Annotated in this window: 26 protein-coding genes and 1 pseudogene; 16 read left to right on the forward strand and 11 right to left on the reverse strand. The window is 35.5% G+C overall.

The window, feature by feature from the left end; all coding sequences use genetic code 11:
- Nucleotides 1-62 precede the first annotated feature (62 nt).
- The 3 genes from B5P37_RS10810 to B5P37_RS10820 form a co-directional block, all read right to left on the reverse strand.
- Nucleotides 63-719 carry a CPBP family intramembrane glutamic endopeptidase gene (locus tag B5P37_RS10810; protein WP_085238218.1) on the reverse strand — a complete coding sequence of 219 codons (657 nt, stop codon included), beginning with the start codon at nt 717-719 and terminating at the stop codon, nt 63-65.
- Between the two features lie 172 nt (nt 720-891).
- Nucleotides 892-1,449 (reverse strand): organomercurial lyase, encoded by a 558-nt coding sequence (gene merB / locus B5P37_RS10815; protein WP_085238219.1) that lies wholly within the window; start codon nt 1,447-1,449, stop codon nt 892-894.
- 318 nt (nt 1,450-1,767) lie between these two features.
- Complete coding sequence (locus B5P37_RS10820; RefSeq protein ID WP_085238220.1) at nt 1,768-1,968, reverse strand: hypothetical protein; 201 nt, start codon at nt 1,966-1,968, stop codon at nt 1,768-1,770.
- Nucleotides 1,969-2,098: 130 nt separating this feature from the next.
- On the opposite strand from B5P37_RS10820, the gene nucI reads away from it, so the two are divergent.
- Nucleotides 2,099-2,605: a thermonuclease NucI gene (gene nucI, locus B5P37_RS10825; protein ID WP_085238221.1), complete on the forward strand. Its 507-nt coding sequence runs from the start codon at nt 2,099-2,101 to the stop codon at nt 2,603-2,605.
- Between the two features lie 71 nt (nt 2,606-2,676).
- On the opposite strand, the gene B5P37_RS10830 is transcribed toward nucI, so the two are convergent.
- Both B5P37_RS10830 and B5P37_RS10835 read right to left on the reverse strand, forming a co-directional pair.
- On the reverse strand, nt 2,677-3,561 hold the full coding sequence (locus tag B5P37_RS10830; RefSeq protein WP_085238222.1) for a hypothetical protein: 885 nt from the start codon (nt 3,559-3,561) through the stop codon (nt 2,677-2,679).
- 444 nt (nt 3,562-4,005) lie between these two features.
- A complete protein-coding gene (locus B5P37_RS10835) occupies nt 4,006-4,368 on the reverse strand; it encodes a transcriptional regulator, SarA/Rot family (RefSeq protein WP_085238223.1) in 363 nt (120 codons plus the stop codon).
- Nucleotides 4,369-4,884: 516 nt separating this feature from the next.
- Here B5P37_RS10835 and B5P37_RS10840 point away from each other — a divergent pair.
- Entirely contained in the window at nt 4,885-5,472 is a 588-nt protein-coding gene (locus B5P37_RS10840; RefSeq protein WP_085238224.1) for a hypothetical protein, read from the forward strand.
- A gap of 52 nt (nt 5,473-5,524) precedes the next feature.
- On the opposite strand, the pseudogene B5P37_RS10845 reads toward B5P37_RS10840, so the two are convergent.
- Nucleotides 5,525-6,876, reverse strand: a pseudogene (locus B5P37_RS10845) (aspartate kinase).
- A gap of 192 nt (nt 6,877-7,068) precedes the next feature.
- Here B5P37_RS10845 and B5P37_RS10850 point away from each other — a divergent pair.
- The 4 genes from B5P37_RS10850 to B5P37_RS10865 all read left to right on the forward strand — a co-directional run bounded on the left by B5P37_RS10850 (nt 7,069) and on the right by B5P37_RS10865 (nt 11,271).
- On the forward strand, nt 7,069-8,355 hold the full coding sequence (locus B5P37_RS10850; RefSeq protein ID WP_085238225.1) for a homoserine dehydrogenase: 1,287 nt from the start codon (nt 7,069-7,071) through the stop codon (nt 8,353-8,355).
- A 2-nt stretch (nt 8,356-8,357) separates the two neighbouring features.
- Nucleotides 8,358-9,422 carry a threonine synthase gene (thrC, locus tag B5P37_RS10855; RefSeq protein WP_085238226.1) on the forward strand — a complete coding sequence of 355 codons (1,065 nt, stop codon included), beginning with the start codon at nt 8,358-8,360 and terminating at the stop codon, nt 9,420-9,422.
- Nucleotides 9,422-10,342 carry a homoserine kinase gene (gene thrB / locus B5P37_RS10860; protein WP_085238473.1) on the forward strand — a complete coding sequence of 307 codons (921 nt, stop codon included), beginning with the start codon at nt 9,422-9,424 and terminating at the stop codon, nt 10,340-10,342. The genes thrC and thrB overlap by 1 nt, the downstream gene beginning before the upstream one ends.
- 125 nt (nt 10,343-10,467) lie before the next feature.
- Nucleotides 10,468-11,271, forward strand: a complete 804-nt coding sequence (locus tag B5P37_RS10865; RefSeq protein WP_085238227.1) for a Cof-type HAD-IIB family hydrolase — start codon at nt 10,468-10,470, stop codon at nt 11,269-11,271.
- Nucleotides 11,272-11,411: 140 nt separating this feature from the next.
- Here the strand turns inward: B5P37_RS10865 and B5P37_RS10870 are convergent, their stop codons facing one another.
- The 3 genes from B5P37_RS10870 to rpmG form a co-directional block, all read right to left on the reverse strand.
- Entirely contained in the window at nt 11,412-11,726 is a 315-nt protein-coding gene (locus B5P37_RS10870; protein ID WP_085238228.1) for a hypothetical protein, read from the reverse strand.
- 171 nt (nt 11,727-11,897) lie between these two features.
- On the reverse strand, nt 11,898-13,352 hold the full coding sequence (locus B5P37_RS10875) for an amino acid permease (protein WP_085238229.1): 1,455 nt from the start codon (nt 13,350-13,352) through the stop codon (nt 11,898-11,900).
- 260 nt (nt 13,353-13,612) lie between these two features.
- Nucleotides 13,613-13,762 (reverse strand): 50S ribosomal protein L33, encoded by a 150-nt coding sequence (gene rpmG / locus B5P37_RS10880; protein ID WP_014613994.1) that lies wholly within the window; start codon nt 13,760-13,762, stop codon nt 13,613-13,615.
- Between the two features lie 172 nt (nt 13,763-13,934).
- Here rpmG and rpsN point away from each other — a divergent pair, with 172 nt between their 5' ends.
- The 3 genes from rpsN (at nt 13,935) to B5P37_RS10895 (ending at nt 16,287) form a co-directional block, all read left to right on the forward strand.
- Nucleotides 13,935-14,204 carry a 30S ribosomal protein S14 gene (gene rpsN / locus B5P37_RS10885; RefSeq protein WP_085238230.1) on the forward strand — a complete coding sequence of 90 codons (270 nt, stop codon included), beginning with the start codon at nt 13,935-13,937 and terminating at the stop codon, nt 14,202-14,204.
- 81 nt (nt 14,205-14,285) lie between these two features.
- Nucleotides 14,286-15,263 (forward strand): GMP reductase, encoded by a 978-nt coding sequence (gene guaC / locus B5P37_RS10890; protein WP_085238231.1) that lies wholly within the window; start codon nt 14,286-14,288, stop codon nt 15,261-15,263.
- A gap of 49 nt (nt 15,264-15,312) precedes the next feature.
- Entirely contained in the window at nt 15,313-16,287 is a 975-nt protein-coding gene (locus tag B5P37_RS10895; RefSeq protein ID WP_240622395.1) for a CAP domain-containing protein, read from the forward strand.
- A gap of 152 nt (nt 16,288-16,439) precedes the next feature.
- Here B5P37_RS10895 and lexA read toward each other — a convergent pair whose 3' ends face one another.
- Entirely contained in the window at nt 16,440-17,063 is a 624-nt protein-coding gene (gene lexA, locus B5P37_RS10900) for a transcriptional repressor LexA (RefSeq protein ID WP_085238232.1), read from the reverse strand.
- Between the two features lie 144 nt (nt 17,064-17,207).
- Between lexA and sosA the strand changes: the two genes are divergently transcribed.
- From sosA to B5P37_RS10920, 4 genes are all read left to right on the forward strand, one after another.
- Nucleotides 17,208-17,441: a DNA damage-induced cell division inhibitor SosA gene (gene sosA, locus B5P37_RS10905; RefSeq protein WP_085238233.1), complete on the forward strand. Its 234-nt coding sequence runs from the start codon at nt 17,208-17,210 to the stop codon at nt 17,439-17,441.
- A 420-nt stretch (nt 17,442-17,861) separates the two neighbouring features.
- Nucleotides 17,862-18,095 (forward strand): DUF896 domain-containing protein, encoded by a 234-nt coding sequence (locus B5P37_RS10910; RefSeq protein ID WP_206168715.1) that lies wholly within the window; start codon nt 17,862-17,864, stop codon nt 18,093-18,095.
- Between the two features lie 102 nt (nt 18,096-18,197).
- A complete protein-coding gene (gene tkt, locus B5P37_RS10915) occupies nt 18,198-20,183 on the forward strand; it encodes a transketolase (RefSeq protein WP_085238235.1) in 1,986 nt (661 codons plus the stop codon).
- A gap of 156 nt (nt 20,184-20,339) precedes the next feature.
- On the forward strand, nt 20,340-20,567 hold the full coding sequence (locus tag B5P37_RS10920; RefSeq protein ID WP_206168714.1) for a YneF family protein: 228 nt from the start codon (nt 20,340-20,342) through the stop codon (nt 20,565-20,567).
- 30 nt (nt 20,568-20,597) lie between these two features.
- Here B5P37_RS10920 and B5P37_RS12005 read toward each other — a convergent pair whose 3' ends face one another.
- Entirely contained in the window at nt 20,598-20,786 is a 189-nt protein-coding gene (locus tag B5P37_RS12005) for a hypothetical protein (RefSeq protein WP_085238237.1), read from the reverse strand.
- 84 nt (nt 20,787-20,870) lie between these two features.
- On the opposite strand from B5P37_RS12005, the gene B5P37_RS10930 reads away from it, so the two are divergent.
- The 3 genes from B5P37_RS10930 (at nt 20,871) to sbcC (ending at nt 25,673) form a co-directional block, all read left to right on the forward strand.
- Nucleotides 20,871-21,332: a CcdC family protein gene (locus B5P37_RS10930; protein WP_085238238.1), complete on the forward strand. Its 462-nt coding sequence runs from the start codon at nt 20,871-20,873 to the stop codon at nt 21,330-21,332.
- A 184-nt stretch (nt 21,333-21,516) separates the two neighbouring features.
- Nucleotides 21,517-22,641, forward strand: coding sequence for an exonuclease subunit SbcD (gene sbcD, locus B5P37_RS10935; RefSeq protein ID WP_085238239.1), 1,125 nt, complete (start codon nt 21,517-21,519; stop codon nt 22,639-22,641).
- Nucleotides 22,641-25,673 carry an exonuclease subunit SbcC gene (gene sbcC, locus B5P37_RS10940; protein WP_085238240.1) on the forward strand — a complete coding sequence of 1,011 codons (3,033 nt, stop codon included), beginning with the start codon at nt 22,641-22,643 and terminating at the stop codon, nt 25,671-25,673. The genes sbcD and sbcC overlap by 1 nt, the downstream gene beginning before the upstream one ends.
- Nucleotides 25,674-25,809 lie beyond the last annotated feature (136 nt).

Raw genomic sequence — 25,809 nt, forward strand, 5'->3', positions numbered from 1 at the left:
AATGTCAATAGAAGAAGAGTATAAAGGTGGCAACCTGTTTAAAGGGGGTGCCACCTTTATCGTTACATATACAAAAATAAAGCAATTAATCCATTGTTTAAAAGGTGAATGGCAATAGCTAATTCAATTTTTCTTGTTTTAAGGTAGACAAGCCCTAAAATCATTCCAAAATAAAAATAAGGTAGATAGCCGATAAAATTTTCTGATGCGTGTAGAGAAGCAAACAAAATACTGGAAACGATAAGACCAATAAAAAGATGATTTCTAAATAAGACACGTAAAATCAGACCTCTAAAAAGTAATTCTTCTACAAGGGCAGGTACGATGGCAAGACTAATGACTAGTAACCAAGTGGGTGTTCCAGTAAAAGCATCTTTAATATTTTGGTCATTCACAGGAACAGCACTTGATAAAAACATGGCAAATAATAAGTCGAGTACTTTAAGTAAAATATAACCACCGAAAACAAATAAAAAGTCTTTAACCGTGTATTTTCTGGATTTAAAAAAAGTGAGTCCTAGTTTTTGACAAAGCCAAATACCAAAAATGATAACAAGCAAAGATAATAGACCGTACCATGCACTTTTTGTCACAAAATTACTAATTTCTAAAGCCATATAGAGGATGAAACCAATAATTGTTCCTTTTATTAGCGTCTCAATGTAGGGCGCTTTAGAAACAGATAAATCGTCCTTAAATAATAATTTAAGTGTATTCATAGCATAAATCTCCTTAGGTGATTAGAATATATTAAACTACATAACAATTAGTATATGTAGTTTAAATGATAAAAATTTATTCCAATTATCAAAATATATTTTAACACAATAAAAGAGAGGTTTTAATACATTTAATAAATTGTTAATAAGTAATTAATGATAATATAGAACTTTAATGAAAAAGTTGATAGGCAATCTGATTGGCTTCATCAAGGTTTAAAATTTGATAGGTTTGACACTCTTTATTATTTTTTAAATATTGTACAATGTTGTCCTGACTAACAAAAAAATGTATATATGGACAACAGTTTTCGTGACATTTTTCAAGCGTACATACTTCTTTGTATAATACATAAATATCATGATTTGTCCGATTAATGACTTGATGGTGATTGACTTCTAGATGTAGGGGGACACCGGTGAGCTCATCTTCGCTTTCAATACTTATCGGACAATCCAATGTATAATGAATGCCGATAGCATCTATCGCGCACATCGCAAAAATAGGCTGTTGTCGTCCTTTAACGTATACTTTTTTATTTGTGGGGATGGCAGAAATTGGATAGACAGAGATTACCTGGTTATTTTCTAAAACGATCACATTTTTATCGAGTAGACATTGATATTCTGACTCGAAAGGCACAGGTTGATTCGTTTGTGTGATGAGTTTATCCATTAATCTAGATCTTAATTCTCTTTCTTCCACAGTTAAATTGGATTGGAAATTCATTTCTTCACCTCAAATAAGAATAATTACGATTTATTATATAGAAGATGAGGATTCTATGTCAACGACGCTGTCTGATAGGTGAGAGTGGATGATGGGTTAATAAAGTGGGAGGGTGCACAGTAAATATGAGTACAGCTTATTTGAGAGGTGCACAGCCGTCTCGGAAGAATGATAGGGATAATAAGGTGATTTTATATATTCATGTTTGTATCTTGCAAATATGAGCTGATGTTAAGTGTGAAAATAAAAAATACGGCGAACCATATTTATTCGCCGTATTTTTAAAGGTTGCCTCAATGCCACTCGTGTAGGATTGAGTTAATGCTTATCATTTGAGTCACTAGGTTGCTTTTTTGATTTAATCACCTGTGCGATAAAGCCACCAGCAATGCCAAGTAATACACCGATAAATGCTCCAACGATAAGTGGTAGATGGAACATATATTGCAATGAGAAACCAATGACAATCGCAATAACGATAATGATGATTGAAAGGCGGTTTTCTTTAAAAGTGCGCATTTTAATTCACTCCTATTTAAAAATGATTATATCATTTTTATGGCAAAAAAACAGTAACAGTTCAATGTGAAATTGACTGATGCATTTGCAATCACTTATGATTATATTAATATGAAATGAAGGAGAAATTATGAAAAAATTCACAGCAGGTTTCATTATTATTGCGATTGCAATTGTTGTATTAGCGTTTCAATATTTTAACGGTAAAGGACCGTTTCAAGGCCAAAATGATGATGTAAAAGGTGAATTATATGTTGTGAAACGTGTCATTGATGGCGATACAATTATTGTTGACAAAAAGGGGCAAGATGAGCGCGTTCGACTTATTGGCGTAGACACGCCAGAAACTGTCAAACCGAATACGCCTGTACAACCATATGGCAAAGCAGCATCTGAATTCACCAAAAAACATCTTACGCATCAACGGGTGAGGTTAGAATATGATCGCGAACCTAAAGATAAATATGGTCGAACATTGGCTTATGTATGGTTAGATGATGAAATGTTTAATGCAAAATTAGCGCGAGAAGGGCTAGCACGTGCGAAATTTTATGCACCGAATGATAAGTATAGAATTTTGATTGAACAAGCTCAAAAAGAAGCACAAAAAAAACAACTGAATATATGGTCAAATTAAATGCGATTTAACGACTAAAAACGCCCCTCTTCCTTGAACATGTGAAGGGGGGCGTTAGTAAAAATAATCGATTAAAGTGACTGCGGTAGGTTAGGTTCATGATGATTTTCTAATGCAGTAACCAACTGTTGGCGTTTTGTATTCGAGAGTTGTGTATGTGAGGTGTCGATGAGATGTTGAATTACTGATCTCAAGTCATGCTCATTTTCACTCGTGTAAACTGGACCAGTTGGTTTTGCATCACCATCGATTCGCTCAGCATGTTGTTCCACACAATAGATGATTCCCATAGTAGAGACTGGCACTTCCAAAAGTGATTCAATGGCTTCTTGAATGTTGTGTGTGGCTTTTTCAGCAATTTGATATGGATCATAAGGTTGAAATACATAGGTGATTTGATTTTCCTGAACTACCTCATTAAATGTGTAAAAAGTATTCAAATTCGATTGGAATTGTTGATGATACTGATGTGCAAGATAATGTCCGACAATTTGATTGAGTTCATTTTCATTAGTGGCTTGTGATTGACCGGCAAAGTGATAGAACGTTTTGGATTTTAATGATTTGATATTAATTAGCATTAAACCGATATTTGTTACAACAATAAAATCAAATGCAGTCACTAACGCATATAATGGATTTTTCGGTGCGATTTGACTCGTTGTTATGATATGATAATCTGTAATTTTTTCGGTATATTTAAATTCGTCTAATAATTGAGTTAAAATTTGTTTCGTATTTCTTAAGTTAAGGTGATATGTCGTAGAAGCCGTGGAAAGGTGATGTTTCTCTTTAGATTGATGTCGTTCTTGTTTTAAAATAGAGATTTTATTAAGTAATTGTGTTTTAGTATAGCTTTCAACTTCAAGCTGGCTTTGATAAAATTTTATGCGTAAAAAACAGAGTAGCGTTAAAATAATGAGTCCTGATACCAGTATCCATAAGACCATGAGCATCGTATAACCCTCCTTCCTCTTTGGCTTGTATTGTTTTCAAATCATCAATTGAAAACAAATCGCATGTTGTTTTTTATCTTATGTTAATTGTGAATAAATGTCTAATTTTATGCATGATGGGGATCTCGTTGCAAAGTGCGGATGTAGAAGAAGCTGTAACAATGGAAAGTTTGAACATGTGTACTATGAAATGTGAAATACTGTAAGACAAGTCAGTCTGCAATTAAAATGGATTGGATTAACTACAGACTGGACTTAAAGCATGCTTTTGCGATACAGAATAGCGCTATCATCATTAAATAAGAGTCAATTATAAAAATACGTATATACATTAAAAAATAAAAATACATGAATCATAAATATTGTGCTCATACGTTTTAAAAAACAGATACCACCACAATGATATCTGTATCATTCAAAGTCTCAATACATCAAATCTGCAGTTTATTGAAGGATATCTTTTTGGATTTGACTGAATTGATTAAGCAGTTGTTCCATATTTTCGGCTTGAGCATCATCAATAGTAATAAATACTTTTCTTTCGTCCTCAGTAGAACGTTCTTTACCGATGATATTTTTTTCTGTTAAGGCCGTTAATGATTTATGTATCTCCATTAAGCTAAAGTCAATTGACTGTTTAACCTTGTGTAATGAAATACGTCGACTGTTTGTTGTTTTAAGGTGATATAAAAACAAAATGTCATTGAGTTTAAGGCCATGTTGTTTCTTTAATTCACTGATGATTTTTTTTCTATTTGACTCATAAAAGAAGATAGCTTCTGTTTCCATTTCAAAATGGTTATTCATAATTTCACTCCTTTTTCTCAACTTTCCTATTACTCTAAGATACATTATATTAAAAAAATTATAGTTTTAAAAGTATATTCTTAAAGTAATTTAAAAAAACAGCATATGGCATTTAAAAGTGTATAAAATATCACATCCACCCACGTAAAATTTTAACTGTTATTTAATAGAAATTCAATTATTTTTAAAGTAAAATAGTTACATTTCGAATGTAGGAGTGATATTTTTAATAGCTTACAATGAAATAAGATATAATTCAACGTATAAGGATGAATATAAGCGGATTTAATAATTAAATTTGTCAAAACTAAAAACATTTTTTGTATAGATGGCAAAAAGTTGTAAAGGGTTTCATAATCCCCTAAATTATAATTAATATAATTCATAATTATATTAATGTTATTTGATTGTAACTTAAAAAAATGGAGATAATTCCAATATTTTTATTGATAAAATACTTTTGATTTTGTATAATGACGTATGCCTGTAAGCGTTTTCTAAAAAGGAGGTGTAACGATGAATAACACGAAAAAGGAACGATTAGATGAACTGTTGCAAGTACTGGTTAATGAAGTTCCAGAAGCTTTTAAATTCCACGGTGAGATAGCGATGCGCTTGTTTTTAAATGATGTATTATATGCAGATGAACGGATTGAAATCTGTGTTAATCGAAACAATTTATCTGAGGTATTACGTGTCATCCCCAATTCGTTTAATATAAAAGTGGAGAATCAAGAAGGAGACATAATATCTTTCCCTGAAGATCAATGTGAACAGTTAGCAAAAGTGAGTGTGTATGACGAGACACAATTGTTAATGAGGATGATGATTTATGATATTGACGATTCTGATGGAATGGTACGACTCAATAACAATATTAAAATTCCAAAAAAATATATTTATTATCATTCTTTAAAATGGAATGTAGATTATATTAAACCTGAGTTTGTTTTAATGCAGTTGTTACACGAGCCAGTCAATAAGAAAAAAGTATCGTATTATCGTGATTTGATTGATAAAATGAGCTACTTTCAATTTGTAACTTTAAAAGCAACTGTTGGAGAAGAGATATTGCAAAAAGTCATCATGGAAAGAAGTACTTAGCCTGAATGTGTGGAAGGATTCAGTGCTTAGTACTTCTTTATTTTAATTGTATTTATTTTACATAACAGTTTTGATAACAAGCTTTAACAGCCAATTCAGCATCTTTGGTAGCGATACCAAACATCATTGAAATTTCTGATGAACCTTGGTTAATCATTTTTAAGTTAATATTTGATTCAGCTAATGCACTCGTGATTTTATTCGCTGTTCCTACTGCAGCGCTCATTCCCTCACCAACAATCATCAAAATAGCTAAGTCATTTTCAACATTTAATTCATCAATTTCGCATTGATGACGAATTTCTTCTAACACTTTTTGTTCTTTACCCGCTAACTGAGAAGAGCGCATAATAATACTAATATTATCGATACCCGACGGCATATGGTCGAAGGATATATTATGCTTTGCTAATATTTCTAAAATTTTCACAGTGAAACCGATTTGTCTATTCATTAAGTACTTTTTAATATTGATACTTGTAAAGCCTTTATCACAACTTATACCTGTAATGACATTGCGATGGTTGATTTCACGGTCATGAACGATATAAGTCCCTTTATCATCAGGACGATTTGTATTTTTAATCACAACAGGAATTCGATAACGATAAAGCGGTTGTAATGCTTCGTCGTGAAAAACGCCAAAACCTGCGTAAGAAAGTTCTCGCATTTCCCGATATGTAATTTCATGAATGACTTCTGGATGTTGAATCACATTAGGGTTAGCACGGAAAATTCCAGAGACATCTGTAAAATTTTCATACAAGTCTGCTTTTATCCCCGAGCAATGATAGCGCCTGTAATGTCAGAACCACCACGCGGAAATGTCACAATATGATTAGTTTCTGAATAGCCAAAAAATCCCGGGATAATCATTTTCTTATCTGAATTTTTAATTCTATTAATTTTGTCGTAGCTCGATTCTAATATTTGTGCATTTCCAGGATCGTCAGTTACAATGATGCCGGCATCTTGAGGTGAGAGGTATACCGTGGGGATTCCTTGTTGATTATTGTAGTCTGCGATGATTTGTGCATTGAAGTTTTCACCTGATGATTTAAGAGCATCAAGCAAGCGTTCTGGTTGGTTTTTAAGTGTTGCGATATGTGTTTCGAGTGTGTGATCAATCACGCTTAATAAGTCGGTTTTTAAAGATAGCCCATTAATAATATCTTCAAAACGACAAAGTATCTCTTGTTTTTTATTTGTATAATCGAGTTGATTGATGACTTTTTCATACAACCTAATTAATAGATCAGTTGTCTTGATATCGTCATCGTGACGTTTACCAGGTGCAGAAACGATGACAATACGTCTTTCGGGATCACTATTTACAATGTTTAAAACTTTTTTAATTTGTTCAGCTGACGCGACTGAACTTCCACCAAATTTAGATACTTTCATATACTTTGACAACCTTTCTATAAAAATAAAATAACGATTCAGTTTGGTCAGCACTAATGTTAAAATAGAATTATCTTTTCTAAATTTTTAGAACTTTACAAACTTTGTGAATGAATTTATACTAAACCATATTTACATATATTTCAACAGGTCGAGGTGAATTTCATCAAGATCAAATCGGAGGGATTTTTAATGAAACAACTTAATGTTGCATTGTTAGGATTGGGGACTGTTGGGTCAGGTGTCGTAAAAATCATTGAAGAAAATCATGCACAAATTAAGGACACGATCCAAAAGGACATTCATATCAAACATATTCTCGTACGGGATAAATCTAAAAAGCGGCCGTTAAATTTGACGCGTTATCATTTGACTGAAGATGTGAACGACATTTTAGAAGATGATGAAGTGGATATTATCATTGAAGTGATGGGCGGTATAGAACCGACTGTGGATTGGTTAAAAGCAGCATTAAGCCAAAAGAAACATGTGATTACAGCGAATAAAGATTTGCTGGCTGTTCATCTACGTGTACTTGAAGATTTGGCACAAGAAAATGGCGTTGCACTGAAATATGAAGCGAGTGTTGCAGGTGGGATTCCTATCGTTAATGCGATTAATAATGGCTTGAATGCCAATAATATTAGTAAGTTTATGGGGATTTTTAATGGGACTTCTAATTTTATATTGACAAAAATGACTGAAGAGGGCGCGCCTTATGAAGCTGCATTACAAGAAGCGCAAGCATTAGGATTTGCAGAAGCTGATCCTACTGATGATGTAGAAGGGATAGATGCAGCACGCAAAGTAGTGATTACATCTTATTTGTCATTTAATCAAGTGATTAATTTGAACGATGTGGTGACAAGAGGAATCAGTGGTGTGACACCTCAAGATATCGATGCTGCAAGAAAGCTCGGATATAAAATTAAGCTCATTGGTAAAGGAACGTATACGCATGGGCACATTCAAGCGTCAGTCCAACCGACATTAGTTGCGCATTCACATCAATTGGCCTCAGTAGAAAATGAATATAATGCGATATATGTCATTGGTGATGCAGTAGGAGAAACAATGTTTTATGGGAAAGGCGCAGGAAGTTTAGCAACAGGATCCGCTGTAGTCAGTGATTTATTGAATGTAGCGTTACAATTTGAATCTGATTTACACACATTACCTCCTCATTTTGAATTAAAAACTGAGAGAACGAAAGAAATGATGGAAAATAATGAACCGATAATGATTAAAGAGAAAGAGAATTATTATTTGGTTATTCAGACGCCGGATGTGTCAGAAAATCAGGTGGAAACAACAATCAAAAAACATTTACCGCTTCACAAATCACTACAAACAATTGCGTTATCACCAACAACCTTTGCTGTGATGGTGATTGGTATTGATGAAGATCCTACACCTTATATCGAGGAAGAGACAGCGTATCAGGTTGTAAAAATTTATCCAGTTGAAGGAGTGCGATAAGTATGAAATTGTGGAAAGGCCTTATTGAAGAATACAAGCAGTTTTTACCGGTGAACGACAACACACCGCAAGTGACATTAAATGAAGGGCATACCCCGCTTATTTACTGTGATACGATTTCGAAAATGTTAGATATTGAACTATATGTCAAATATGAAGGTGCTAATCCGACTGGGTCATTCAAAGATAGAGGAATGGTTATGGCAGTAGCGAAGGCAAAGGAAGAAGGTAAAAAAATGGTTATTTGCGCTTCTACTGGAAACACTTCAGCATCAGCAGCGGCATATGCAGCACGTGCTGGTTTGAAAGCCATTGTAGTGATTCCAGAAGGTAAAATTGCGCTTGGAAAATTATCGCAAGCAGTGATGTATGGTGCTGAAATCGTATCCATTGAAGGCAACTTTGATGAAGCGCTTGAAATTGTTAAAGAAGTGGCTGAGGAGGGCGAGATTGCACTGGTCAATTCTGTCAATCCATATCGAATTGAAGGGCAACAAACAAGTGCATTTGAAATTGTCGACCAGTTAGAGGGACAAGCGCCTGATATTTTAGCCATCCCAGTCGGAAATGCCGGTAATATTACAGCTTACTGGAAAGGGTTTAAAACGTATGAAAATCATCATCAAACTGGCCTTCCTCAGATGTTTGGGTTCCAGGCAGCCGGGGCTTCTCCAATTGTTCAAAATAAAGTTGTTAAAAATCCAGAAACAATTGCGACTGCGATTCGAATTGGAAATCCTGCAAGTTGGAAGCAAGCGGTTCAAGCGCTTGAAGAATCCAATGGTAGAATTGAAGCGGTGACAGATGATGAAATATTAGAAGCATATCAGCTCATGACTTCAAAAGAAGGAATCTTCAGTGAGCCAGCAAGTAATGCTTCGATTGCAGGTTTAATTAAATTGCATCGTCAAGGGGAGCTCCCAAAAGGTAAAAAAGTTGTCGCGGTATTAACGGGTAATGGATTGAAAGATCCGGATACAGCAATCAACTTGTTGGAAAACCCTATTCAACCGCTCCCTAATCATAAAGAAAGTATCATTCAATATATTAAGGAAGCGTTAAAATGATGCAAACACAACTTCATCTAGAAATTCCAGCCTCCACCGCGAACTTAGGATGCGGATTTGATTCGATTGGTATGGCACTTAACAAATTTTTGATTATCGATGTGCAGGTCATTGATGGACCAGAATGGCAATTTATCCATCGAGGTCCACACCTGACAGGATTGCCAGATGATGAATCACACTATATTTATAAAGTTGCTCAACAAGTCGCGCAACAATTTCAAGTGACTTTACCGGCGTTAAAAGTGAAAATGGATAGTGACATACCATTAGCGCGTGGACTCGGTTCGTCAGCTTCTGCCTTAATTGGTGCATTGTATATTGCGAATTATTTTGGTGACATACAATTATCACAATATGAATTATTACAGCTTGCCACACAGATTGAAGGTCACCCTGACAATGTGGCACCCACAATCTATGGGGGGCTGGTTATAGGCTATCATCAAGTTGAAAAACAAGTCACACGTGTTGCGCATATCGATGTTCCGAATGTTGATTTTGTGATTACAATGCCTGATTATGAACTGGAAACAAGTGAAGCACGTCAAGCACTCCCGGCTACGTTGACACATCAAGATGCAGTGAGTTACAGTGCGATAAGTAACACGATGATTAGTGCACTGATGCAACATCAGTATGAGCTCGCAGGTGAAATGATGGAACAAGATGGGTTGCACGAGCCATATCGTCAACCTTTGATTCGTGATTTTGAACATGTGAAAACGATTGCGCATCATTATGAGGCGTATGCGACTGTGATTTCAGGGGCTGGACCAACGATCTTAACAATGATCAAAAAAGAAAAGAGTGGTCCACTTGTACGTGCATTAAATCAAAAAATAGCAAATTGCCATTCAGAATTAGTGACAGTGAACACAACAGGTGTAAAAATGAAAGTAAGTCGAATAGAAGAATAGCAATGAATGATGATAAGAACAGGGGTTGGATTTTAAGTATACATTCAACCTCTGTTTTTGAGCTTTTAATTTTAAATTTAAATCGTTTAGTGTAAGATAAAATCAAATTGAAAGGAGATTGAATGATGAAACCTGATTTAATCGTGATGGACATGGATGACACGTTGATGACTTCAGACAACCGTGTCTCTGTCAAAACAAAAGCGTATTTATTAAAATTACAGGAAAAAGGTGTGAAAATTGCACTAGCTTCCGGGAGACCTACTGAGGGAATGATTCCCACTGCCAAAGCATTAAAAATGGATCAATTTGGTAGCTATATTATGAGTTACAACGGGGCACAAACATTAGATTTATCCAAGGATGAAGTTGTTGAAAAACAGATGATTGATAAAGAAGAATTTGATAAAATCGTGGACTTTTGTCGTGAAAAAGGGTTCTTTATACTGACTTATCATGAGGGGCATATCATACATGAGGGCGAACATGAATACATGAACATCGAATCTGAATTGACAGGCTTACCAATGAAGAAAGTGACTGATATTAAAGCATATATCCAAAACCCTGTTCCTAAAGCAATGGGTGTCGATTATGAAAAAAATATTCAAGCATGTATTGCAACGATGGGGTCTTCGTTTGATCATGCGATTGATGTGACGACGAGTAAACCCTTTTTCTTAGAATTTATGAGCAAAGGTGTGTCAAAAGGGGCAGCAATTACGAAATTGGCCAAACGATTAGATTTAGATGTAAATCAAATGGTTGCTTTCGGGGATAGCGCGAATGACATTGAAATGTTCAAAGTAGTTGGAAAGTCTGTCGCAATGGAAAATGCTTCAGAAAAAGTGAAAAGTTACGCGGATATGATCACTAAAAGTAACGATGAAGAGGGAATTCCATACGCTTTGGACCAAATTTTATCGTAAGTCTTTAGTGTATACACAGCAGATTTTCAAATCATTCGTTTTAATCAAATTAAAAAATATAAAAAGCTTGACGGGGACAGGCGATTGGAAGGTATAGAGTACCATTGTTTAGCCACTGCCCCGTTAAGCCCTACTGTTTGTTATTTTGCAGTATGTGTCCACTCATGTTTACCACGATGGCGTTTAACATGTGCGTACACTTGATCTGCAGCATAATCTAAATTGGTGTACACTGTAATCGCAAATGCTGATTGAGATGCTTCAAAATCGGTTTCTAAATATAATTCTTTTAAATGATTGAAGAGGTGATCCATCTGTTCATGAGTTAAGCTACTGTATTCTCTCAATGTACGCTTCAACAATTGTCCCTTTTTTTCTTCGATAACTTGTACGACAATGACAAAACGTTCCTCTGTTTTTAAAACATCATCGAAAAGGTTTGTTTGTCCTATCATTGCATGCCCCACCTTTACAATTTGTTAATTTAATTATACATGAAATGATGCTACTAGGAAATGGAAGATCTAGGGATTAAATTAAGAAAAATCCATATCCATTAGGAAGAAATGATAAAAACAGCGATGAAGGCAACTATTGATATAGCGCACTTCATCGCTGTTTTTTAATCATTCGTCTCGATTGGATTCGTGTATACTTAAATCAATGTCCTCAAGTGGAATAATACGGGTTTTATTAATGATTTTGTGAACAATATAAACGCCGATAAGAATGAAAATAGGTAAAAAGTTTTGTGCCAATTTAGGTAAATCGAAATGGATTAACGCTTCTGACGAGCTACCGAAAACTAAAAATAGTAATATTGCAATGACAATAATAGGGCCAACTGGGAAAAATGGTGCCTGATATGGCAACAGTTGATGAATGTCCTTTTGTTGTTTCTTTATCGCGCGACGTAATCTAATTTGAGCAATGATACTAGATGCCCATACGAAAGTGACAAGTGCACCAATAATATTCAGTAACCCCATCACACTTTGTGGATTGAAATTGGCATAAGTAATCACAGCAGCAATAAAAATAAACGTTGTAAACAAAGCACGTAACGGCAATTGTGAGCGTGGGCTAACCTTGCCTAGAAAACGAGGTGCTTGTTTTGCTTGGCTCAAAGAAAATAGCATTCGACTCGTAGTGAAAACGCCTGAATTGGCTGCTGATAATAATGACGTTAAAATAACAGTGTTGATGACAGAGGCAGCAAAAGCAATACCCACTCTATCAAAAACGATAGTGAACGGACTCTGTGCGATTGAACCGCCTTCGTTTAACAATGTTGGATCCGTGTAGGATAAAATTGCAGAAATGACTGCAATAGATAGCACGTAGAACAGTAAAATACGCCAAAATACTTGTTTGATCGCACGTGGCATGGATTTTCTAGGATGATCGGATTCACCAGCTGTTACGGCCACGACCTCGGTACCGCCCACTGAAAATCCTGCTATTAATAGTACGCTTAAAAATCCTGAGATTCCACCCACAAATGGGGCTTCTCCAGTCGTAAAATGACTAAATCCATAATAATGACCGCCTAGAATGCCAAAAATCATTAAAATACCTAATATGATGAAAATGATAATTGTCACGACTTTGATAAGGGATAGCCAAAACTCTGCTTCACCAAATGCTTTTACAGTAAAAACATTGATTGTAAAAAGGAGTACTAAGAATATTAAACTCCAAACAAGCGGTGAGAAGAAATGGAATGTGCTCCAATAATTAATCACGCTTGAGGCAACGATAATATCAACACTTGTAACCAACGACCAGATTGTCCAATACAACCATCCCATTGTAAAGCCGAGTGATGGATCTACAAAACGTGTTGCATAACTACTGAACGCACCAGAAACAGGATAAAATGTTGCCATTTCTCCAATGGATGACATCAAAAAATATAACATGACCCCAATGACTAAATAAGCTAAAATAGCACCACCAGGACCTGCTTGTGCGATAACTCCGCCGGTAGCTACAAATAAACCTGTTCCGATTGCACCTCCGATAGCGATCATGGTGATATGCCTAGATTGGAGCCCTCTACTTAAGTTTTTTTCTTCCATATATATCTTCTCCTCAAAAATTAACTTTCTACTTATTTTACTTGTAAAGTAACAGACTTTCAATAGAAAATTTAAGGCTTTAAAGCGATAAATTATTTATTAGTGAAGTTGTGTGTTTATTTGCGCACAAAAAAGCCAAATGCACTGACGTCATTTGGCTTTTGTCGTATTTTAATTATTGTTAAGGTAACAGTCATTTAAATTCACTTATTAAGACAAATCAAAAGCGTCTCAATAATTGGGATTGAAAATGATTTTAATTATTTTGTTTCTCTGTGTAAAGTGTGCTTGTTTAATCTTGGGCAATATTTCATCATTTCAATACGCTCAGGATTAGTTCGTTTGTTTTTAGTTGTGATATAGTTACGATCACCACATTCAGTACATGCTAATGTTACATTTACGCGCATGGGTAGGACCTCCTTTTCAATTGAAACTATTACGATTTAATATTTTAGCATGGTGACAGCATTTTGCCAACTCTTTTTTATTTTAATTTAAATTAAAGGCTTGTCAAAGTAAAGTAAGGTATGCTAATATATAAAACGTAACTATTACGATTTGTAAGGAGTGTTCATATAAATGGCTAAAAAGTCAAAAATTGCTAAAGAGCAAAAAAGAGAAGCAATGGTAGCGAAATATGCTGAAATTAGAAGAGAACTTAAAGCAAAAGGTGATTACGAAGGATTAAGAAAATTACCTAGAGATGCGTCACCGACACGTTTAACACGTAGATGTAAAGTGACAGGACGCCCACGTGGTGTTTTGAGAAAATTTGAAATGTCCCGTATTGCGTTTAGAGAACATGCACATAAAGGACAAATTCCTGGCGTGAAAAAATCAAGCTGGTAAACAAAAAGACCTCTTTAATTTACTTTATTTCATGAAGATAGTATATTATCTAAGAAATAAATGAAATTAAGGAGTTTTTTAATGAAAATTTTTGATTATGAAGACATTCAATTAATACCGAACAAAAGTATAGTTAAAAGTCGTTCAGAAATTGATACATCCATTCAATTTGGACCAAAGCGATTTAAATTACCCGTTGTACCAGCGAATATGCAAACGGTAATGAATGAAAGTGTTGCAGAATGGTTTGCTCAAAATGATTATTTTTATATTATGCATCGTTTTGATGAGACAACACGTTTGTCATTTGTTCAAAAGATGCAGAATCAAGGTTTGTATGCTTCTATCTCAGTTGGTGTGAAGACGGGTGAATTTAAATTTATTGATGCATTAAAAGAAGCAGGCTTGTCACCTGAATATATTACAATCGATATTGCTCATGGTCATTCGGATCAAGTGATTGAAATGATTCAGTATATCAAAAAACAATTACCAGAAGTCTTTGTCATTGCGGGCAACGTCGGTACACCTGAAGGCGTTAGAGAACTTGAAAATGCCGGTGCAGATGCAACAAAGGTCGGTATTGGACCAGGAAGGGTCTGTATTACTAAAATTAAGACAGGTTTTGGCACAGGAGGGTGGCAATTAGCAGCCGTCAATCAATGTAGCAAAGCAGCGCGCAAGCCGATTATTGCTGATGGTGGTATTCGTACACATGGTGACATTGCTAAATCGGTTCGCTTTGGTGCTTCTATGGTCATGATTGGCTCATTGTTTGCTGCGCACGAAGAGTCTCCAGGTGAAACGGTAGAGATTGAAGGTAAGAAATATAAAGAATATTTTGGTAGTGCATCAGAATATCAAAAAGGTGAGCGTAAAAACGTAGAAGGCAAAAAAATGTTTGTGGAACATAAAGGCGCACTTAAAGATACGTTGATTGAAATGCAAGAAGATTTACAAAGTGCAATATCCTACGCCGGGGGTAAAGATGTGGGTGCACTAAGAAAAGTGGATTATGTCATTGTACGTAATTCCATTTTTAATGGAGATCGTGATTAAAAAGGAGTGCGTGATTATCAAAAAATTTCTCTTATTTTTTGTTGGAGGTATGCTCTTATTATTAGCGATACCGTTACAGCCTAATGAAACAATTTCTAAGTTTGCGCAACCAGTAAATCAACAGATTGATCAAATCGTATACGGTAAATCTAATGAAACCGTTTTAAAGACGCCTAAAGAACAAGAATTTGCAATGAGAAATATTCAAATGAATATGAATCGCAAAGCAGTTGAGGCGAAACTAGGCCAGCCTAAAGCTGAAATCGGTAATAAGTATGGAACAAAGTGGTTCGTCTATCATCAAGACTTTAATGACTTTGTCATGGTGAGTTATATCAATCAAAAAGTTCATGGCCTGTATACAAATCAAAATATGATGACCTCAAAAAGCGGTGTGAAATATGGTACAGCAAAAGATGTTGTGAGAGCTGAATTGGGAACACCCATAAAAGGTTTTCATAAAGGACGTACGATTTATGAAATTGACAATGAGGAATATGATGTTTTTGATGATGATGGCATCTATACGACGGTGTTTTATGACAAGCATGAAAATAATCAACTAACGGGAATGTTACAAGTCAGTCATCTGATGGAAAATCAATTAACGCATCAATATGCAGCGCCATCCAATTACTTGAGAGAGAGCTTTGAAAAACAGGATTTTTATTTACTAAATGCTGAAAGGGTTCAAAAAGGATTACATCCGCTTGCATTCTCTGAATCATTGGCAAAAACAGCGAGAAAGCATAGTACGGATATGGCCAAGCACCATTATTTTGACCACACTAATCAACAAGGTGAATCCCCATTTGACCGCATGAAAAAGGATGGCCATCAATATCAAACGGCTGCTGAAAATTTAGCATATGGTCAAACGGATGCGATTTTTGCACATCATGGTTTAATGAACTCATTAGGCCATCGGAAAAATATTTTAAATACAGATGTGACTCAAATTGGTATTGGTGTTGACTTTAATGCTCAGCGTCAACCTTATTGGACTGAAAATTATATCGGGTAACTTAAATGAATAACGATGATGTGTCGATCAAAGCGATTTTACTTGAATCTTTGATCGACGCTTTTTTGTTGAAGCATGTACCCAGAAGATGATTAGAAAAAAGCCACTCGTAAAAAACGAATGGTTTAAAGTGAAGGAGTGATTGAACAAGATTACATTTCTCTAAACAAACCTATAACTTTGCCTAAAACGGTCACATGATCTAAATAAATAGGTTCTAAACTGCTATTTTCAGGTTGTAAACGGTAACGATTTTTTTCTTTGAAGAAACGTTTCACTGTGGCCTCATCCTCTTCTGTCATGGCTACAATAATGTCTCCATTTTCGGCGATGGATTGGCTTCTGACTATAACTTTATCCCCATCTAAAATTCCAGCCTCAATCATACTATCACCGACAACATTTAGAATGAAAATTTGTCCATTATGAGTGGAAGTAAAATGTTCTGGGAGCGGATAATATTCTTCAACATTTTCTATTGCAGAAATAGGTGTTCCCGCTGTTACTTTACCAATCACCGGGACATAAATCGTTTCTTCCATATTGATTGGGTCACCCATCAATTCATTGACAATTTCAATCGCGCGCGGTTTTGTAGGGTCACGACGGATATACCCTTTTTCTTCTAATCGAGATAAATGACCGTGTACTGTAGAACTCGAAGCCAATCCGACTGCTTCTCCAATTTCACGCACACTTGGCGGGTAGCCTTTCATTTGGACGACATGTTTAATGAATTCAAAAATCTCACTTTGTCTTTTTGTTAATTCTCTCATTTCGCACACTCCTTCTTAATTCTGATTGTTGATATTATATCATATTATACGAACAATCACAAACGTTTGTTCGTTAAAGTGTTGACACAGAACACGCGTTCTGTTAAAGTTTTTATACAAACAAACGTTCTAGGAGTGAAAATGATGATTCATATTAAAATTTCAGAGATTTACTTGTTTCTATCTGTTTTTATACTCTCTTCAATCTTATTTTTGTCGTTTTTTCTACTCGCTAGTGAGTCGAGTAAAACAGAACAGACGTACGAGATGACGGACCATCAAATTCGGACAGACCATACACATCAAACTAAAACATACGAACAGGAATACAATAATGGAAAAGAGCAATCTGTTATTGCTGTGACTTTAAGCCATTAATCCACAAAAGGAATGTGTGCTTTTACGGATAGGTGACGTTTTCCTTTCATGATTCAATGGTGTGTACAAAACGCTTGTTGTGGGAGCGTATGGAATATGGCTGATACTGAGATGATTGAATTCAAGATAATATTTAGATTTTAGCGCGCTCCCTCAAATTGCGTATACATTTTATGTGTATAACATAGACTAAAAGTATTTGAACCTCGTCAGATATTTCAACATTAAATGTTTCTATTGTTGTAGGACTCCCCAAAACTTTAAATTCATAAAGACTTCTTGTAGATCAAAGGATGTTTGTACTTAAAACACACATTGAATGAAGTGGTGACTGACTTTTATAACCAATTTAAGTGTTTGGTTTTATAGTGTTTTTCTGTTATATTTTTGTAAAGAATAATACGGAGGAGCACATTTATGCTGAGTAAAGAAAAGTTAAAACGAATTAACGAACTGGCCAAAAAGAAAAAGACAGAGGGTCTCACTGAAACTGAAGCAAAAGAGCAATCTAAGTTGAGAAGTGAGTATTTGGAAGTTTTTAGAAATAGTTTTAAAAGTCAAATTGAACATACAAAAGTCATTGATCCAGAAGGTAATGATGTGACGCCAGAAAAACTTAAAGAGGTGCAAAAGCAAAACCATATTCGAAAATGATTTTGAATAAGCGTGATGAAGTGATGTCATTTATTAGGCTTTAATGTACTGTTTCAGGTATAATGGAAGCATGATGCGGAATCAGAAAGGAAGGAATTATAAATGATTGAACAAAAAGACAGTTTAGCGATTAATACGATACGAGGGTTAAGTATTGACGCTATAGAAGAAGCAAATTCAGGGCACCCAGGTTTACCAATGGGGGCTGCACCAATGGCTTATACATTGTGGACACGTCACCTTAACTTTAATCCTAATTCACATGAGTACTTTAACAGAGATCGATTCGTTTTATCAGCGGGACATGGTTCGGCGTTGTTGTATAGTTTATTACATGTATCAGGTGCATTAGAACTTGATGAGTTAAAACAATTTAGACAATGGGGCTCTAAAACTCCGGGTCACCCAGAATACCGTCACACGAAAGGTGTAGAGATTACAACTGGGCCTCTTGGACAAGGATTTGCGATGTCAGTGGGTATGGCAATGGCAGAGAAACACTTAGCTGCTAAATTTAATAAAGACATTGAAGTTGTCGATCACTATACGTATGTTTTAGCATCTGATGGTGACTTGATGGAAGGGATTTCACATGAAGCGGCTTCACTTGCAGGACATTTAAAATTAGATAAATTAATTACACTTTATGATTCAAACGATATTTCATTAGACGGAGAAACGTCAAAATCCTTCTCTGAGGATATTAAACAACGATTTGAAGCATATGGTTGGAATCATATGCTTGTAAAAGATGGTAACGATGTAGAAGCTATTGATAAGGCGATTGCTAAAGCGAAAGGTCAAAGTGGGCCAACAATTATTGAAGTGAAAACAATTATTGGTGATGGTTCGCCAAATAAATCAAACAGCAACGCGTCTCATGGTTCTCCGTTAGGTGCAGAAGAACGTAAATTAACATTTGAAAATTATAATCTTGATCCTTCAAAGCGTTTTCATGTTGATGAAGCCGTTTATGAAATTTTCAATTCGACAATGATTCAACGTGCAGATGAAAATGAAAAAGAGTGGCACAGCAAAGTGGAGGCCTACAGTAAACAATATCCTGAATTGTACAAAGAATTAGAGGATGCACTCGCAGGTAAATTACCTGAAGGCTATGAAAAAGACCTTCCTCAATTTGAACTTGGTCATAAAGCGGCTTCTCGTGCAGATTCTGGTGAAGTGATCCAAGCGTTAAGTCAAGCTGTTCCAACATTATTTGGTGGTTCTGCCGACTTAGCTTCATCTAATAATTCCAGAGTGAAAAATGAATCAGATTTTTCTGCTGATTATGGTGAAGGTAAAAACGTTTGGTTTGGTGTACGTGAATTTGCAATGGCAGCTGCTGTGAATGGTATGGCGGCACATGGTGGCTTACACCCTTACGGTGCGACATTCTTTGTTTTTAGTGACTATTTGAAACCAGCATTACGCTTAGCGGCAATTATGGGCTTACGTTCAACATTTATATTTACGCATGACTCCATTGCTGTAGGTGAAGATGGACCTACACACGAACCTATTGAACAATTAGCTGGTTTAAGAGCGATTCCAAATTTAAATGTGATTCGTCCTGCAGATGGTAACGAAACACGTGTTGCATGGAAAGTTGCTGTAGAATCAAATCAAACACCAACGGCTTTAGTCTTAACACGTCAAGGCTTACCTGTGTTGGATGTTGATGCGGTAACAGTTGAAGAAGGCGTGAGAAAGGGTGCATATGTCGTTTATGAAACGGAAAAATCACCTGAATATGTGCTTTTCGCTTCTGGTTCTGAAGTAAGCCTAACGGTTGATGTAGCTAAGGCACTTGAAGAACAAGGCAAAGGTGTTCGGGTTGTTTCAATGCCGAACTGGAATGCTTTTGAAAATCAACCGAAAGCCTACCAAAATGAAATTTTGTTACCACATGTTGAGAAACGTGTAGCTGTTGAAATGGCGGCTTCATTAGGATGGCACAAATATGTAGGTATGAATGGCTTAGTGATTGGTATTGACCGTTACGGTGCAAGTGCGCCTGGTGAATTAGTCGTTGAAAAATATGGATTTACAAAAGAAAATATATTAACTGAAATAGAAAAACTATAAGAATCATCAAAAATAGTATAAAATGTATAGTCGAGCTTGATGCGTGAGTTTCAGCTCGACTGTTTTCTTGTGACGCCAATAAATTTGTTAGCGATACCTTGAAAAGAATACATAATTTTAGTAAAATGCAAAAGGATAAAGAAAGTGGGTGAAACGATGGCTACATGGTTAGCAATTTTATTAATTGTTATTGCACTTATCGGTGGATTAGTAGGCGGTTTTTTCTTAGCACGTAAATATATGATGGATTATTTAAAAAAGAACCCGCCAATCAATGAAGAAATGTTACGCATGATGATGATGCAAATGGGACAAAAACCTTCACAAAAGAAGATTAATCAAATGATGACAATGATGAACAAAAACATGGATAAAAAATTGTAGTATTAAAATATTATAATAATAACAAAGGTTTCATGAGTCTCCGAACTTCATGGATCCTTTGTTTTTTGTAGTACTTTTTAATTCGACTTTTAAAGTAAGATGCGCAATTGTCATCATCGTAGTTTTAGCCAAGGTAGGAATTTTCGTCGCTGTCATTTGCAAGATGGCATTTTGTAATGGCTGTGACACGTGCATGGCAAAATCAACTAAAAAACGCATGTCATATAGTTGCTACTGTTACGTCATTTGAAGTTCGTGTGATATACTTATTGGTATCTTTGAATCATGTAAGGAGGAGTGACGTTGACTTATTTAATTTTGTCCATTCTCATAGCGTTCGTAATGGGGGCTGGCGTCATCGTAATTAGAATGAAGGCGCAGAAATATCCAGTAAATGAAAAGAAAATTATTTTACCACCTTTTTTTATGGCAACGGGTGCATTCATGTATGTCGTCCCTTACTTTAGATTAACGGGGTTTGAAATTATAGAATCCATCGTACTTGGCGTTATTTTTTCGAGTGTATTAATTATGACTTCACATTTCGAGGTAAAAGACCGCCAAATTTATTTAAAAAAATCAAAAGCATTTCCATTTGTACTTGTCTCTCTATTATTAATTCGAACAGTACTCAAAGTTTTTTTGGGTAATACAATCGATGCTGGAGCGCTTGCAGGGATGTTTTTCTTACTCGCATTTAGTATGCTTGTTCCATGGCGACTTGCAATGCTTTATCGATATAAAAAACTAAAGATCAACTTGTAGCATCATCCATGATGAATAAGGGAGAAAGCTTTTTGAGTAAAGTCGTTATTGCTGAGTCAATGTAGGGGTTAGGACCATTCAATGTCCCGACCTCATTTTTATATCGTCAATTATGATAAAAGGACTTGAAATGATTAAATGCTTATTTTAAAATGAATACGAACATTTGTTCTGAGGTGATGAAATGAAATTAATACATACTGCTGATTGGCACTTAGGTAAAATTTTAAACGGTCATTCCTTTATTGAAGATCAGTACGATGTGCTTCAACAATTAATTGATGTTCTAGCAAATGAGCGACCTGATGTGTTGGTGATTGCTGGGGATATTTACGATACAGCCTACCCGAATAAATATGTACTTGATTTAATGGAGCGTACGATTTCAAAAATCAATTTAGAGTTGGGTATTCCGATTGTGATGATTAATGGAAATCATGATGGGAAAGCGCGATTGCGTTATGGGGCTTCTTGGTTTCAACACAATCAATTATTTATAGCAACTGAAATTGAGCAATTTTTTAAACCTATCATTTTTGGAGATGTAGCGATTTACACATTGCCATTTTTTACTTTAGCAGAAGCAAATGAATTTTTAGAAGATTCGGCAAAATATTATGAGGAGGCCGTTAAAAAGTTAGTCGCATTGGTACAGCCTCAACTTGATGCCAATATGACTAATATTTTAGTGGGTCACTTTACATTAAAAGGTGCACCTAAAAGTGACTCTGAACGTGAGATTACAATTGGTACGATAGAAGCCGTGTCACCTCAATTTTTATTGGATTTTGATGCCGTCTTGTTAGGTCACATTCACCATCCATTTGCGAGTCAATATCAAAATGTGGTTTATAGTGGCTCATTGTTACAATATTCATTTTCAGAGGCGCAACAAGCAAAAGGGGTGCGATTGTTTAATTTTGAAAAAGAGAAAAATATTCAACAACGATTCATTCCTCTAAAGCCAAGACGAGAATTAGAAGTCGTCAATGCACGATTTGATGATATTATGAATGGTCGTTTTGAGCGCAAAAGTGATGAAAGTTATTTTCACTTTAATGTTGAACAGTTAAGCCATATTAAAGATCCAATGCAAAAATTAAAACAGCTCTATCCTAACACGTTATCTTTAACACAACAGACCATTCCTTCAATGTATCAATCGGAGGGATTGAAAGAGGTCAAAAAGTTAAAACCGTTAGATATTGTTGACCAATTTTATAATGAGATGACCACAGAAACATTATCAAAGATCCAGAAACAAAGTGTCATACAGTTATTAGAGTCAATGGAAAAGGAGGATGAATAATGAGACCTTTAAAACTCCAACTCAAAAACTTTGGGCCTTTTTTAGATGAAACAATTGACTTTTCAAGCATACAATCCAATCAGCTGTTTTTAATTAGTGGGAAAACAGGTTCGGGGAAAACGATGATTTTTGATGGGATTGTCTATGCACTATATGGCCGAGCTTCAACAGAAAAGCGAGAAGTTAAATATTTGAGAAGTCATTTTGCTACAGCATCTGAGCCATTAGCGGTATCATTTGAATTTGAAATCAAAGGTCATCGTTATAAAGTCGTTCGTGAAGCCTCTTTTTTGAAACCAGGAAATAAAAACGAAACGAAACCTAAACTAGAGGTATATCGATATGACAAGCATCAATTTGTTTTGTTAGAAAGTACGATACAGGCAGGAGAGAAATTTATTTTAGATTTGCTCAAATTAAAACAAAATCAGTTTCGGCAGTTATTCGTCCTACCTCAAGGTGAATTTAAAGCGTTTTTAGTGTCCAACAGTACAGATAAACAAACGATTTTAAGGACGTTATTTAATACACAACTCTACGACAAGTTAAAAAATCAACTGTCTGATAAAACAAAAAATATGAAAAACAAAATTGATCAAATTTATACAAAGATTCAAAGTGTGTGGGATGAATTGTATACGTTAGATTACCCAGAACTGAACGCAGAAAAAAATTTAAAGCGTGAACAATACGACATGATGATAGATGTGCTACCGCAATTTGAAAGGATTGCAGAAGTACAAATCGCACAATGCAAATCAGAAAAACAACGTGCTGAACAAGATTTAGAACAGGTGACTGAAGCGTTAAACCGACAACATTTGCGACAACAATTGACGGTACAACTACAAGAGTTAGAAGAAGCATTGACACGGTTAAAAACAGAAGCATCTACCATTGCACAGCTTGAGAAAAAATTAAAGTTGATGGATGAGAGTAAATTTGCGCTTAAAATGTGTCAAGATTTGCAAGAGGTTGAAAACGCATTGCGACTAAAACAACAAGATTATTCTGAAATGAATGATAGGCAAGCACAGCTTAAACAACAACAATTGAAGCAACAACACGCCCTCGAACAACATGTATTGAATGAAAATGAAATGACGAGCAACGCGGCATTTTTAGAACATACACGATATTTTTATCAAGAATGCGAACAATTGAAAGAAAAAAATAATCGAATGCTTAAAGTGGAAGACGAGATTCGATCATTACAAGTGCAAAATGCGGATGTACAAAAGCGTTTGGACAAGATAGATCAACGCGATATGGAACGCCAGCCAGATTATGAAAGTAAATCAAAATGGCAGTCTCAGCAACTGGTGCTTGCTGAACAAGTCACACGTTTGTTGGCTGAGCAAAAGAATGACGCATTAAAAAAACAACAACAATTAAAGCTTGAGTCACTAACGACAGAATGGCAGCAAATCGATCAAGCATTAAAAGAACAAGCCTGTTTGATTCAAGACTTATCTCAAAGTGAACAACAATTAATCGATCATGAGCAAGCGGTGATGACATTGCGTGCCGTGATACATGTGGATGCGCCTTGTCCTGTTTGCGGTCAAATTGTTCAACATGTTAATTCAGATGAACAGATTGCGCATATTAAGGCTATTCAGCAAAAGAATCGTCGTATTGAGAAGCAAATGGTCACGTTGAAGGAACAAAAAATAAAGTGTGAATCGGATCTCAATCATACGAAACAACGAATCACAGAGATGGGTGACGCTGACTTTGAAGAAGAGAAGCTATTGGCGGCCCAATCTGAACAAAGAAAAATCAACGCAATGATTGAAAAAATAGATTTAGAAAATGAACGTCTTGCACGTATTCAACAAGAAGTGACACGAAATCGACAAATTCTTAATGATAACAATCAAAATATCGAAGTATTAAAAAAGGAGCAGGCATATTTACAAGAACATCTCCAAACGTTCGAGTCAGAAACAGGCTATCAAGATATACAAGTATTTCAAAAGGCATATACGCGTATGAAAGCAACTGTCGATACCTTTTTTGATCGTAAAAGAGAATGGATTGAACAATGTGAGCAAACGGCACAATTACTCAAAGAAGAACATTACAAAGTGGATTTGGTGGCGCATCAAATCAATGAAATGACGCAGAAAGTCCAATCATTGAACAGCGATATAGATGCGGCATTAAAAGCGTTAGATATCCCAGATCGAGCGGGATTATTTGATATCTTGAAAGAGAGTGTGCATAAAGAAACATATCGTCAAAAAGTCTCTCAATTTCATCAGCAAATGCAAATGTTACAATTAAAACGAGATGATATTTTACATCAAATTTCAGAAATTCCAGTAGAAAGTATAGATGAATTAACGGTACAGCAGTCCGTTAAGCGAGAAACTTATCAATTGTTGCAAAAACGTTATAATGAATTTTCATTTCAAGCAACGCAAAATCAAAAAACTGCACAGAAGTTACGTGATGAAGTTGCCCATTTAAAAACAACTTTAAGTGAACAATTGGAGTTATTCCAACTTGCTGAAGTGTTAAATGGAAAGAATGAACACCATCTTACGCTGGAAAATTATGTGTTAATGCATTATTTAGAGCAAATTTTGTTGAAGGCGAATCAACGGTTACTCAGCATGACGGGTCAACGATACGAATTGGTGAGAAATAAGAAAAAAGGTCGTGGTTTTAGTGGTTTAGAGATAGAAGTATATGACTACTACTCTAATCAATCAAGGCACATTACTTCATTATCAGGCGGGGAAACATTCCAAGCTTCTTTAGCGCTAGCTTTAGGGCTAAGTGAAGTGGTTCAAAGTGAGCAAGGCGGCATAGCACTAGATGCAATGTTTATAGATGAAGGTTTTGGGACACTTGATCAAGAGACCCTCGAGACTGCATTAGATACCTTAATTCAATTGCAATCTAGCGGGCGTTTGGTAGGGATTATTTCACATGTATCAGAACTTAAAAACCGTATTCCAATCATTTTGGAAGTGATGTCCCAAAATTATCGGAGCAGGACACAGTTGAAAAGCAATGGGTGAGATGTGATTGTGGTACAAATGCAATCTTTGGGAATGTAAAATAAACTGTGTAAGTAGAGTGCGTACGGCTCTGCTTCGCAGTTTATTTTTTTATTTTCCTAGCGCGCTAACGCTTGCTAGATCCATAAAAAGTGTT

The sequence above is a fragment of the Staphylococcus lutrae genome (assembly GCF_002101335.1).
Classification (GTDB): Bacteria; Bacillota; Bacilli; order Staphylococcales; family Staphylococcaceae; genus Staphylococcus; species Staphylococcus lutrae.

What these genes read in the sequence shown, in the direction of transcription:
- sbcC (WP_085238240.1), top strand. Translation starts at nt 22,641, where the DNA reads ATGAGACCTTTAAAACTCCAACTCAAAAACTTTGGGCCTTTTTTAGAT.
- B5P37_RS10820 (WP_085238220.1), bottom strand. Translation starts at nt 1,968, where the DNA reads ATGCGCACTTTTAAAGAAAACCGCCTTTCAATCATCATTATCGTTATT.
- B5P37_RS12005 (WP_085238237.1), bottom strand. Translation starts at nt 20,786, where the DNA reads ATGCGTTTTTTAGTTGATTTTGCCATGCACGTGTCACAGCCATTACAA.
- tkt (WP_085238235.1), top strand. Translation starts at nt 18,198, where the DNA reads ATGATTGAACAAAAAGACAGTTTAGCGATTAATACGATACGAGGGTTA.
- guaC (WP_085238231.1), top strand. Translation starts at nt 14,286, where the DNA reads ATGAAAATTTTTGATTATGAAGACATTCAATTAATACCGAACAAAAGT.
- B5P37_RS10835 (WP_085238223.1), bottom strand. Translation starts at nt 4,368, where the DNA reads ATGAATAACCATTTTGAAATGGAAACAGAAGCTATCTTCTTTTATGAG.
- B5P37_RS10810 (WP_085238218.1), bottom strand. Translation starts at nt 719, where the DNA reads ATGAATACACTTAAATTATTATTTAAGGACGATTTATCTGTTTCTAAA.
- B5P37_RS10830 (WP_085238222.1), bottom strand. Translation starts at nt 3,561, where the DNA reads ATGCTCATGGTCTTATGGATACTGGTATCAGGACTCATTATTTTAACG.
- B5P37_RS10870 (WP_085238228.1), bottom strand. Translation starts at nt 11,726, where the DNA reads ATGATAGGACAAACAAACCTTTTCGATGATGTTTTAAAAACAGAGGAA.
- lexA (WP_085238232.1), bottom strand. Translation starts at nt 17,063, where the DNA reads ATGAGAGAATTAACAAAAAGACAAAGTGAGATTTTTGAATTCATTAAA.
- B5P37_RS10865 (WP_085238227.1), top strand. Translation starts at nt 10,468, where the DNA reads ATGAAACCTGATTTAATCGTGATGGACATGGATGACACGTTGATGACT.
- thrC (WP_085238226.1), top strand. Translation starts at nt 8,358, where the DNA reads ATGAAATTGTGGAAAGGCCTTATTGAAGAATACAAGCAGTTTTTACCG.
- thrB (WP_085238473.1), top strand. Translation starts at nt 9,422, where the DNA reads ATGCAAACACAACTTCATCTAGAAATTCCAGCCTCCACCGCGAACTTA.
- B5P37_RS10895 (WP_240622395.1), top strand. Translation starts at nt 15,313, where the DNA reads ATGCTCTTATTATTAGCGATACCGTTACAGCCTAATGAAACAATTTCT.
- nucI (WP_085238221.1), top strand. Translation starts at nt 2,099, where the DNA reads ATGAAAAAATTCACAGCAGGTTTCATTATTATTGCGATTGCAATTGTT.
- B5P37_RS10920 (WP_206168714.1), top strand. Translation starts at nt 20,340, where the DNA reads ATGGCTACATGGTTAGCAATTTTATTAATTGTTATTGCACTTATCGGT.
- sosA (WP_085238233.1), top strand. Translation starts at nt 17,208, where the DNA reads ATGATTCATATTAAAATTTCAGAGATTTACTTGTTTCTATCTGTTTTT.
- rpmG (WP_014613994.1), bottom strand. Translation starts at nt 13,762, where the DNA reads ATGCGCGTAAATGTAACATTAGCATGTACTGAATGTGGTGATCGTAAC.
- merB (WP_085238219.1), bottom strand. Translation starts at nt 1,449, where the DNA reads ATGAATTTCCAATCCAATTTAACTGTGGAAGAAAGAGAATTAAGATCT.
- B5P37_RS10875 (WP_085238229.1), bottom strand. Translation starts at nt 13,352, where the DNA reads ATGGAAGAAAAAAACTTAAGTAGAGGGCTCCAATCTAGGCATATCACC.
- rpsN (WP_085238230.1), top strand. Translation starts at nt 13,935, where the DNA reads ATGGCTAAAAAGTCAAAAATTGCTAAAGAGCAAAAAAGAGAAGCAATG.
- B5P37_RS10850 (WP_085238225.1), top strand. Translation starts at nt 7,069, where the DNA reads ATGAAACAACTTAATGTTGCATTGTTAGGATTGGGGACTGTTGGGTCA.
- B5P37_RS10840 (WP_085238224.1), top strand. Translation starts at nt 4,885, where the DNA reads ATGAATAACACGAAAAAGGAACGATTAGATGAACTGTTGCAAGTACTG.
- sbcD (WP_085238239.1), top strand. Translation starts at nt 21,517, where the DNA reads ATGAAATTAATACATACTGCTGATTGGCACTTAGGTAAAATTTTAAAC.